Source organism: Curtobacterium sp. VKM Ac-2884 (assembly GCF_015350945.1).
In the GTDB taxonomy this organism is placed as follows: domain Bacteria; phylum Actinomycetota; class Actinomycetes; order Actinomycetales; family Microbacteriaceae; genus Curtobacterium.
In genome coordinates, this window is the sequence record NZ_JADKSA010000002.1 from 617,445 (window position 1) to 626,010 (window position 8,566).

16 protein-coding genes are annotated in these 8,566 nt (G+C 69.1%); all 16 read left to right on the forward strand.

Annotated elements, in window-relative coordinates:
* Positions 1-25: 25 nt before the first annotated feature.
* The 16 genes from ITJ60_RS07510 (at position 26) to ITJ60_RS07580 (ending at position 8,561) form a co-directional block, all read left to right on the forward strand.
* Complete coding sequence (locus tag ITJ60_RS07510; protein ID WP_194647470.1) at positions 26-211, forward strand: hypothetical protein; 186 nt, start codon at positions 26-28, stop codon at positions 209-211.
* Positions 208-402, forward strand: a complete 195-nt coding sequence (locus ITJ60_RS07515; RefSeq protein WP_194647471.1) for a hypothetical protein — start codon at positions 208-210, stop codon at positions 400-402. The genes ITJ60_RS07510 and ITJ60_RS07515 overlap by 4 nt, the downstream gene beginning before the upstream one ends.
* Positions 403-585: 183 nt before the next feature.
* A complete protein-coding gene (locus tag ITJ60_RS07520; RefSeq protein WP_194647472.1) occupies positions 586-726 on the forward strand; it encodes a hypothetical protein in 141 nt (46 codons plus the stop codon).
* 550 nt (positions 727-1,276) lie between these two features.
* On the forward strand, positions 1,277-1,483 hold the full coding sequence (locus ITJ60_RS07525) for a hypothetical protein (RefSeq protein ID WP_194647473.1): 207 nt from the start codon (positions 1,277-1,279) through the stop codon (positions 1,481-1,483).
* Positions 1,484-1,493: 10 nt separating this feature from the next.
* Positions 1,494-1,703 (forward strand): hypothetical protein, encoded by a 210-nt coding sequence (locus ITJ60_RS07530; RefSeq protein WP_194647474.1) that lies wholly within the window; start codon positions 1,494-1,496, stop codon positions 1,701-1,703.
* A 25-nt stretch (positions 1,704-1,728) separates the two neighbouring features.
* Complete coding sequence (locus tag ITJ60_RS07535; protein ID WP_194647475.1) at positions 1,729-1,989, forward strand: hypothetical protein; 261 nt, start codon at positions 1,729-1,731, stop codon at positions 1,987-1,989.
* Positions 1,990-1,991: 2 nt separating this feature from the next.
* Positions 1,992-2,252 carry a hypothetical protein gene (locus ITJ60_RS07540; RefSeq protein ID WP_194647476.1) on the forward strand — a complete coding sequence of 87 codons (261 nt, stop codon included), beginning with the start codon at positions 1,992-1,994 and terminating at the stop codon, positions 2,250-2,252.
* A complete protein-coding gene (locus tag ITJ60_RS07545; protein WP_194647477.1) occupies positions 2,249-2,602 on the forward strand; it encodes an HNH endonuclease in 354 nt (117 codons plus the stop codon). Before ITJ60_RS07540 ends, ITJ60_RS07545 begins: the two co-directional genes overlap by 4 nt.
* A gap of 10 nt (positions 2,603-2,612) precedes the next feature.
* Positions 2,613-2,924 carry a hypothetical protein gene (locus ITJ60_RS07550; protein ID WP_194647478.1) on the forward strand — a complete coding sequence of 104 codons (312 nt, stop codon included), beginning with the start codon at positions 2,613-2,615 and terminating at the stop codon, positions 2,922-2,924.
* Entirely contained in the window at positions 2,924-3,148 is a 225-nt protein-coding gene (locus ITJ60_RS07555; RefSeq protein WP_194647479.1) for a hypothetical protein, read from the forward strand. The genes ITJ60_RS07550 and ITJ60_RS07555 overlap by 1 nt, the downstream gene beginning before the upstream one ends.
* The gene (locus tag ITJ60_RS07560; protein ID WP_194647480.1) at positions 3,145-3,339 is read left to right on the forward strand and encodes a hypothetical protein; all 195 of its coding nucleotides are present in this window, start codon (positions 3,145-3,147) and stop codon (positions 3,337-3,339) included. Before ITJ60_RS07555 ends, ITJ60_RS07560 begins: the two co-directional genes overlap by 4 nt.
* On the forward strand, positions 3,321-3,446 hold the full coding sequence (locus ITJ60_RS19150) for a hypothetical protein (protein ID WP_267238192.1): 126 nt from the start codon (positions 3,321-3,323) through the stop codon (positions 3,444-3,446). The genes ITJ60_RS07560 and ITJ60_RS19150 overlap by 19 nt, the downstream gene beginning before the upstream one ends.
* Before the next feature lie 424 nt (positions 3,447-3,870).
* The gene (locus ITJ60_RS07565; protein WP_228509886.1) at positions 3,871-4,338 is read left to right on the forward strand and encodes a hypothetical protein; all 468 of its coding nucleotides are present in this window, start codon (positions 3,871-3,873) and stop codon (positions 4,336-4,338) included.
* The gene (locus tag ITJ60_RS07570; protein ID WP_194647481.1) at positions 4,338-6,077 is read left to right on the forward strand and encodes a terminase; all 1,740 of its coding nucleotides are present in this window, start codon (positions 4,338-4,340) and stop codon (positions 6,075-6,077) included. The genes ITJ60_RS07565 and ITJ60_RS07570 overlap by 1 nt, the downstream gene beginning before the upstream one ends.
* A 10-nt stretch (positions 6,078-6,087) precedes the next feature.
* The gene (locus ITJ60_RS07575; RefSeq protein ID WP_194647482.1) at positions 6,088-7,491 is read left to right on the forward strand and encodes a hypothetical protein; all 1,404 of its coding nucleotides are present in this window, start codon (positions 6,088-6,090) and stop codon (positions 7,489-7,491) included.
* On the forward strand, positions 7,491-8,561 hold the full coding sequence (locus tag ITJ60_RS07580) for a hypothetical protein (RefSeq protein ID WP_194647483.1): 1,071 nt from the start codon (positions 7,491-7,493) through the stop codon (positions 8,559-8,561). The genes ITJ60_RS07575 and ITJ60_RS07580 overlap by 1 nt, the downstream gene beginning before the upstream one ends.
* Positions 8,562-8,566 lie beyond the last annotated feature (5 nt).

Below are 8,566 nucleotides of genomic sequence, written 5' to 3' on the forward strand. Positions count from 1 at the left end.
CGACGTTGGTGCGACCGTCTTCGCCGTGATCATGCTCGTCGAATTCGTCGTGCTCGTGGCCCTGATCGCGGACCCTGACATCGCCGACTACCTGGAAGCAGTGTTCGGTCCGCTGCTCGACGCTCTCGGCCGTCCGGTCGCCGCGCTGCTCCGATTCGTGGAGCGCACCTTCCAGGAGCTGGCGAGCCTGCTGCGGAGGGGGAGTGGGTGAGCGAGGAGTGGTGGACGAAGAAGCAGGCGTGCCGGCACCTCGACATCGATCCGAAGACCTTCGAGCGGTACACCGCCGACGGCATGGCCGTGACGAAGATCCGCGGCCGAGTGTTCGTTCAACGGGAGGTGATCCAGGCCGAGTACCGCCGCCGCAAGCTCGCCCAGAAGGCAACTCGCACGACACGCTGATCCGCGCGTTTGACGGCATGTCGCATCGACCATGTATGCTTGCGCCAGCGAACCCGTCCGCATGGACGTCACCGAAGGCCCTCGACTCTCTGTCGGGGGCCTTCGTCGTTCCACTGAAAAGCGGACAGCGCCCCCTATAACGAGGGTCAAGGTGGGACGCGCTGAGGGCCAGAGCATTGAAGTGTGCCGAACACATCAGACGCCATCGCCATCCTCCTGCTCGCCCCGTACGTCCTCTGGGCCGTGATCTTCCTCGGCTCGGTCGTGGCGGCGTGGAACATCTACAAGACCGTCAGGCCCCGCCGCAGGTCGCGGCGTCGCTGACCAACTCCCGGTGAGGCTGTCGTTGCCCCGGGCTCACGGGTGATCCGCCCGGCCGTCGGAGGCAAACGGATCCGGGCCGGCGTCTCTAGAGGGCGGCGCCGGCCCACAGACTTCCCCGTGCCCGCCGACACGCACCGCCACCGCACCAGTTGTCGCCCCCGCCCTGTCACGGCGGGGCACCAGCGGCCACACCGCGAACAACCTGCCGCGGCGCGAGCACGGGGAACCCAACCAGGCCGAGACCCCCGAGGGAAGCCGCGCTGGCATGCGGACCCCGGACGAGGACGGCCGACCACGTCAGGAGGCGACATGCGATTGCAGGCAGACGGCACGCCATGGAAGCCCGGGCCAGGCTGGAATGTCATCTCGATCCAGCGTGGCGCGGACCGCATGGTCGTCGAGCTCGAGTCCGACCGAGCGGTCAAGAAACGAGTCGACGAGTCCCGCGCACAGACCGACGCATGGGTGGCGCAACTGCCGCTGCTCCGTCGTCTCCGAGTGGCCCGGAAGATCCGACGCGATCGCCGCGCCGCAGACCGAAGGGGCGACCATGGCTGACCCGATCGTCGAGCAGGTCTTCACCGTCGCCCGCGGCGACGAAGCGATCACCAGCTACCAGCTGACCCGAGAAGCGGCAGAGGCCGACCTCGCTCGAGTGCGAGCCGCGATGATCACCGCGTCACTGCAGCCCGACGTCGTCCTCGCATCCGCCGAGAAGACCACCACGTACGGGAAGATCACCCCGCTCACGTCTTGAGGAGCCTGCCATGGACGAGAACCCGACGGTCAAGGCCTACCCGACCTGGTTGCTCTACCTGCCGATCGCCGCCGGCGTCATCATCCTCGTCTGTGTCGCTACCTGGTTCTTCATGGCGCAGGCCGCGAAAGAGCAGGCGTGCGCCGACCGCGGTTGGTCCCTAGTCGAGACGCGCGGAACGCTCTGCGTCGATGGCAACGGCAGCGTCCGCAGCCCCTGATCTGAGCACCCGAGGAGGTCTCCCGATGGCGAGCAACCCGGCACACGTCGACGCCGTCGCCGATCCCCGCCCAGGCAGCCGCGGCTACCTCAAGTGGTACTGGACGAAGGGTCCCGGCCTCACGAAGTGGCGGCTCAGCCCGCACCCGTGGACCGCGCTCAAGCGTGAGCTCCGCGGCAAGGTACCGGCGGCGTACCTCGACGCAACGGTCTCGAAGTGGTTCCAGGACGTGTTCGGCTACCCGTCCGGAGCCCGCAAGGGCAAGAACCCAGTCGGGAAGGGATGAGCATGGCGACACCGATCGAAGAGCTGCACGAGGCGATCGCCCGCTTCGTCGAGCAGACCAGCGACGTCGACGGCGTCGTGTCCGCGTTCGTCCTCGAGTACGAGGTCACCTCGTTCACCGACGAGGAGGGCGTCGAGGCGCGGGCCACCACGCACGACTACACGACCGGCCCGGGCACCACGCTCGCCACCGCACTCGGCCTGTCGGCCCTCCTGCAGCGGAACCTCGACGACGCGATCGCCCCGGCCCGCGACGACGAGTGACCGGCTGGTCCGGCAGCACCCGCCGGGTCACGCTCCCCGCCGACTGGGAACGCCGCCGCCTCGCCGTCCTCGAGCGCGACCGCTACCAGTGCCAGCACGAGAAGGCCGACACCGGTGAACCGTGTGGCGCGTACGCGACCGACTGCGACCACATCGGCGACCGCAACGACCACCGGCTCGAGAACCTCCGAGCCCTCTGCCCCTGGCATCACCTGCGCCGCTCCGGCCAGCAAGGCGGCCAGGCATCGCAGGCTGCCCGCCGTGCACGCGAGGCAGCGGCTGCACCGAAGCATCCCGGTGTCCTCGACACCCCGATCCGACCTACCCGCAACGATCCGCCCCCGTTCTGAGGAGAACACCATGGCCGAGCAGACCAGCACCGAGACGAAGTTCACCGTCGCGCGGAAGGGCGTCGCGATCACCGCGCTGCGCCCCAACCTGCAGAACGCGCAGGCGGACCTCCGCGCCATCGAGGCGAGCATGCGCTCCTCGTACCTCGAGCCCGACGTCGAGGTGTCGACCGTCACCGTGAAGACCACGATCTCCGACCCGACGCCGTACGTCGAGCCAGCCGTCGCCGTCGACGAGCCCGTGGAGGAGGACGGCGACAAGGGCGACGAAGAGCCGTCCGCCGAGAAGGCGCCGGCTGGCACGAAGAAGGCGACCCACTGATGGCGCGCATCCAGGTCCTGGAACTCCCGAGCGACGTCGTCGGCGAGGCGGTGCACACGCCGTTCGTCATCGTGGTCGACCAGGTCGAGGTGGAAGCGCGCGTCGAGAGCGTCGACGAGCAGCTGATCCACGAGATCCGCGAGCCGATCAACGCCGATGCCATCAAGGCAGCGTCTGGCGCGGTCGGTGTCATCGTGCACACGGGGACCCTCGACGTCGCATGAGCGAGCTCACCGCCACCTGGCCCTGCCCCGAGTGTGACGAGCGGGTGCCACTCACCGCCTACGTGAAGAGCAGCGACACGATCCGAGACGAGACGGGGAAGGTCACTGGCATCACGCTGACGCCCGAGGTCGACACCGCTCCCGCAGTCGCGCACATGGTCGACGCACACGCATGGACGCCGACGACCTGAGCGCACACCGCACCCGCACGAACCGCAGGCCCGACCCGCCCCTGCATCCCGCGACCGTCGCCGAGATCGACGAAGCGATGGACGACGTCGTGCAGGACCGAGACTGAGGGGCCGAGCAATGCAGTACCTCGACGAGTCACCAGAGCGCGGAACGTGGAGGGACGAGCGCGGCCGGTACAGACCATGCGACGAGCACGGACCGTACGGCACCAGGTGCACGCTCGACCCCGCTCATTCCTGGTCCCACTACGACGCCAGTGACGACTCGTCCTGGACCGACCGCTGGCGGGACGACGCACCCAGCGACGACGACTAAACCGCCGCACCCAACACTGATATGCAACACGGGGGTACACCACCCCCTCCCCCCAGGGGGCGGCCAAGACCGCTCCGCGTCCTGCTGCTCGCGTTGCGTGACAGGAGTCTGGGGGGTCTCGCACCGCCTCGACCTGCGACAGCGGTCGGGCACTCCGACACGGAGGCTGCCATGCGCACAACGACGTTCCCGACGACTGCTATCGAGGTCTTCTGATGGCGGGCCGAGGACCTTCCCCGGCGAGCACGCACACCCGCAAGTCGAACGACCACCAGGTCACCCGGCTGGTGGCGGATGGGCAGCTCCGCGGGATGGCGTTGCCCCGGAACTTCGTGCTCGACCCGAAGACGCGTGAGCCGATGGCGTGGCACCCGGCCACTCGGCGGTGGTGGGACCACTGGCGGAAGAGCCCGCAGGCGACCCGGATGCTGACCCAGCCCGACTGGGACTTCCTGCTCGACACCGCGCTGATGCACCACTGGATGTGGACGCGCGGGAACTTCGAGCTCGCCGGTGAGGTCCGTCTCCGGGTGCAGCAGTTCGGCGCGACTCCGGAGGCCCGCCAGCGGCTCCGCGTGGACGTGACCGTGGACCGCCCGGCACCGACGGACGCGGACGTCGAGGAGGACGGCCCCACGGGCAACGTGTCGTCGATCGACGAGCGCCGACAGAGGCTCGCCTGATGCCGCGCCGTCTCCTGACCGCGGACGGGCACGACCGGCACCGTTCGCTCGGATGGATCGCCACCTGGTGGATCGAGACGTTCTGCGTCCACGGTCCCGGTGACGTGATCGGCCAGCCCGTGAGGCTGACCGACGAGTACACCGGCTTCATCGTCGACAGCTACGCCCTCGACGGTCGCGGCCGTCGCATGTACGACTCGGCGTTCCTGTCCCGGCCGAAGGGCTGCAACAAGTCCGGGTTGGCGGCGGACCTCGTCATGTTCGAGGCGTTCGGCCCGGCACGGTTCGCTGGGTTCGCGGTCGGCGGCGAGACGTACGAGTTCATGGGGCGCGTGTACACGTACGCGCCGGGAGAGCCGATGGGCAAGCCGGTCACGTCTCCCTTCGTCCGCATCATGGCGACGGAGGAGGAGCAGGCCGGCAACGTCTTCGCGGCCGTCTACCTGAACCTCACGGACGACGCTGCCCCGCTCTTCCGCTACGCGCAGGCGTATGGCCTCAGCGTGAACAAGAAGGGCGTGGTGTTGCCGTCCGGGGGCGAGATCCGCCCTTCGACGTCAGGCTCGGCATCGAAGGATGGCGGGATCGAGACGTTCGCCGTCTTCGACGAGACGCACCTGTACGTGAAGCCGGAGCTGCGCGCGATGTTCGCGACGGTGACGGACAACCTGCAGAAGCGACGTGGATCCGCCGGCACGTGGTACCTCGAGACGACGACGATGTTTCAGCCAGGCCAGCAGTCGATCGCGGAGGACACGTACAACGCGGCCGACTTGATCGAGGAAGGCCGGGCGCTCGTCGTCCGGCAGCTCTTCGACCACCGCTGGGGCGAGATCGCGTCACTGCGTGACCCGGTCGTGCCGTCGACGGAAGAGTCCCGCCGCTGGCACATCGAGAACCTGCAGCAGGCGTTCCGGGAGGCGTACGGCGACTGCCTCGAGTGGAACGACCTCGAGGGGCTCGTGAACGGCGTCTTCGACATGAAGCGCACGGAGTCCCGCACCCGCCGTCTCTTCCTGAACTCGCTGACGTCGTCCACCGACGCGTGGGTGAAGGTCGAAGCCTGGTCGCCGCGGAACATCATCACGCTGATCCGTGCGGGCCAGGCTCGCGACTTCCTGGCGCCGGCCGAGGGCGACATGATCACGCTCGGGTTCGACGGCGCGCGCTCGCATGACGCGACCGCGCTCGTCGCCTGCCGGATCTCGGACCATCACCTGTTCCCGCTGATGATCAGCGAGCAGCCGGATGGGCCCGAGGGCGAGGACTGGACTGTCGACCGCGACGCGTTCGACGCCGAGGTGCGCCGGGCGTTCGAGCGGTACACGGTCGTCGGCTTCTACGCCGACCCTCCCTACTGGCAGGAGATCGTCAACGGGTGGGAGCGGGACTTCGGTGACGTGCTCCTCGTGCACGCCGACACGAAGAACTCGATCAGGTACTGGACGAAGCACACCACCCGGATCGCGCAGGCGCTCGAGCTCCTGCAGACGGCGATCGCCGACGGGACGATGACGCACGCCGGCCACAAGGCGATGACCCGCCACTTCCTCAACGCGAGGATCTGGCGGAAGCCGGGTGGCGACGTCATCGGCAAGGAGACGAAGAACAGCGTCCGCAAGATCGACGCTGCGATGGCCGGCACGCTCGCGTTCCAGGCGGCCGTGGATTACGAGAACCGGGGCACACAGCCGCCGGCCGACGAACCGGAGACGGCGGTGCCGGTCCGAATCAGGTGAGGAGGGTCCGATGCTGACCGAGACGAGTGTCACAGGGTCCGACGACTGGCGGCTGATGCGCCTCGCGACGAAGCTCGGGAAGGGCCTCCCGCGGATGGCGCTGCTGCGCTCGTTCTCGGACGGCTCCCGGTTCGTGCCCGCCGGCGTGTCCGGCGTCAACGCGCAGGCGATGCTCACGATCGTGAAGCAGGCCCGGCTGAACACCGCCGAGCTGATCTCCGGATCGCTCGTCGACCGGCAGACGGCGCTTGGCTTCCGCACGGCGGCGCCCGGCGACGACACCGGCGACGCGCTCGCGCTGGGGAACTGGAACCGGTCGCACATGGCGGTCCGGTCGAAGGAGCTCCTGCGCGACGTTGCGGACTACGGGCGTGCTTACGTGCTCACCACGGGACCGTCTCAGCCGTCCGAGTCGGCGTCGCCGATGTTCCTGCCATCGAACGGCTGGACGACGGCCACGGAGCAGTACGCGACCGCTCCGTGGCTGACGGAGGACGCGGTCGTGGTCGGGTACGACGCGATCAACCGCGCCGACGTCATGACGCTGTTCCGCCCCGGCTACATGCGGGTGGCGTACCGGCCGACGCCGGTCCCGACGCTCCCGAACGACGGCACCCCGTGGTCGCCGGGGAGCGGCTGGTCGTGGGCGACTGACCCGATGCCGCTGGGCTTCACCGCGGAGAACCCCATCGTGGAGCACTCGGCGCCGGGCGGCTTCGGCGAGTACGAGAAGCACCTCGACTCGATCGACCGCATCAACTCGGTGACGCGCGACCGGCTCGTCATCATCGCGATGCAGGCGTTCCGTCAGCGCGCGATCGAGGGCAGCCTGCCGACGCACTACCCGGCCGACTACCCGGACCTCACGCTCCGAGGTCAGCGGATCGACTACAACGAGGTGTTCGCCGGCGGCCCTGCCGCGCTCTGGCTCCTCGGCGGCGACGCGAAGATCTGGGAGTCGAGCCCCACCGATATCAATCAACTGCTCACCGCCGGCAAGGACGACAAGCGCGACCTCGCCGCGGTGACGTCGACTCCGGTCTACCTGCTGAACCCGGACGCGACGAACGGATCCGCGGAGGGCGCCGCCCTCGCGCGGGAGGCGTTCGCGTTCAAGGTCAAGGACCGCAACAACCGCGCGGGTGCGTCGTTCGCCCTCGAGCAGTCGCTCGCGTTCCAGGGCCTCGGCGACACCCTCCGCGCGGACGCCGCGCAGGTGGAGACGATCTGGGCCCCGGTCAACCTCGAGTCGATCAACCAGCGCTCGACGGCGGCTCAGGCCGCAAAGCAGTCGGGCGTCTCGCAGGCGTACATCAACCGCTCCGTGTGGGGGATGACGCCGTCGGAGATCGCGCAGGAGATCACCGATCGCAACCAGGAGCAGTTCGACATGACGGCTGAGACGGCGGCCTGATGGCGCTGACGACGAAGCAGGCTGGCAGCCTGTCGGACCGTCACGCGTCGCAGCGGGACTCGCTCATCGGGAAGCTGCTCGCCGCGATCCTGCAGATCTGGTCCGGCGTCGGGAACTACCACGACGACGACGAGATCGGGGCGGCGGCTGCTGCGTCCGCGTACCGGGTCATGCAGGCGCAGAAGCAGGCACGGCGACTGGTGCGGTCGTACCAGACGAGCGTACTGACGGCGATGGATGCGCTTGAGCGGTTCCCGGCCGAGGTCGACTACTACCCGCGGTCTGGGACGACGGCGTTGGACGTGTACCAGCGGCCGGCGTCGCAGGCCATCTACGCCTACTCGAAGGGCGGCACGGTCGAGGACGCCCGACAGGCCGTGCGCGATCGCCTCGAGCTGCTGCTCCACGAGGACATCATGCTCGCGGAGCGCGACGAGGAGCAGCGCATCTACGAGGCCGTGCCGCGCGTCGTCGGCTACCGCCGGGTGATCCACCCGGAGCGGTCGAGGACGGGCACGTGCGGCCTCTGTGCTGTCGCGGCGACGCAGCGGTACCGGACGGACGAGCTGCGGCCGCTGCACGACGGCTGCGAGTGCGGGTCCCTGCCGATCGTCGGCACGGAGGATCCCGGCCAGGTGCTGAACAGCGAGGACCTCGAGCAGTTGTACGCCGCTGCTGGCGAGGCCGCGTCGATCGGTGGCGGGGCCGTGCGGGACCGGTCGACGGCACGCGAGGACCTGCTGAACGTCCGCGTGACGGTGAACGAGCACGGCGAGAAGGGCCCCGTCCTGGTGAAGCAGGGCGACCGGTTCCGGACGCACTCGGAGGCCGGAGCGCCAGCGTTCCAGAAGCCGACCGCGGACGTGATCCGCGCACGGAAGACGCACGCGTACGACCAGGCCGCCGGTGAGCTCGCGGACGCGCGTCAGCGCCTCGCCGAAGTGCAGGCGTCCCACGCGAACGACGGCACCGACACCCCACGCGAGCAGGTCGCGCTCGCGCAGCGCGTGAAGAACCTCACGAGCCTGCTCCGGTCTCTCGAGGCCGACCTCGCCCGCTCCGATTCCTGACCACG

What these genes read in the sequence shown, in the direction of transcription:
- ITJ60_RS07555 (WP_194647479.1), top strand. Translation starts at nt 2,924, where the DNA reads ATGGCGCGCATCCAGGTCCTGGAACTCCCGAGCGACGTCGTCGGCGAG.
- ITJ60_RS07550 (WP_194647478.1), top strand. Translation starts at nt 2,613, where the DNA reads ATGGCCGAGCAGACCAGCACCGAGACGAAGTTCACCGTCGCGCGGAAG.
- ITJ60_RS19150 (WP_267238192.1), top strand. Translation starts at nt 3,321, where the DNA reads ATGGACGCCGACGACCTGAGCGCACACCGCACCCGCACGAACCGCAGG.
- ITJ60_RS07560 (WP_194647480.1), top strand. Translation starts at nt 3,145, where the DNA reads ATGAGCGAGCTCACCGCCACCTGGCCCTGCCCCGAGTGTGACGAGCGG.
- ITJ60_RS07570 (WP_194647481.1), top strand. Translation starts at nt 4,338, where the DNA reads ATGCCGCGCCGTCTCCTGACCGCGGACGGGCACGACCGGCACCGTTCG.
- ITJ60_RS07565 (WP_228509886.1), top strand. Translation starts at nt 3,871, where the DNA reads ATGGCGGGCCGAGGACCTTCCCCGGCGAGCACGCACACCCGCAAGTCG.
- ITJ60_RS07540 (WP_194647476.1), top strand. Translation starts at nt 1,992, where the DNA reads ATGGCGACACCGATCGAAGAGCTGCACGAGGCGATCGCCCGCTTCGTC.
- ITJ60_RS07535 (WP_194647475.1), top strand. Translation starts at nt 1,729, where the DNA reads ATGGCGAGCAACCCGGCACACGTCGACGCCGTCGCCGATCCCCGCCCA.
- ITJ60_RS07580 (WP_194647483.1), top strand. Translation starts at nt 7,491, where the DNA reads ATGGCGCTGACGACGAAGCAGGCTGGCAGCCTGTCGGACCGTCACGCG.
- ITJ60_RS07525 (WP_194647473.1), top strand. Translation starts at nt 1,277, where the DNA reads ATGGCTGACCCGATCGTCGAGCAGGTCTTCACCGTCGCCCGCGGCGAC.
- ITJ60_RS07575 (WP_194647482.1), top strand. Translation starts at nt 6,088, where the DNA reads ATGCTGACCGAGACGAGTGTCACAGGGTCCGACGACTGGCGGCTGATG.
- ITJ60_RS07530 (WP_194647474.1), top strand. Translation starts at nt 1,494, where the DNA reads ATGGACGAGAACCCGACGGTCAAGGCCTACCCGACCTGGTTGCTCTAC.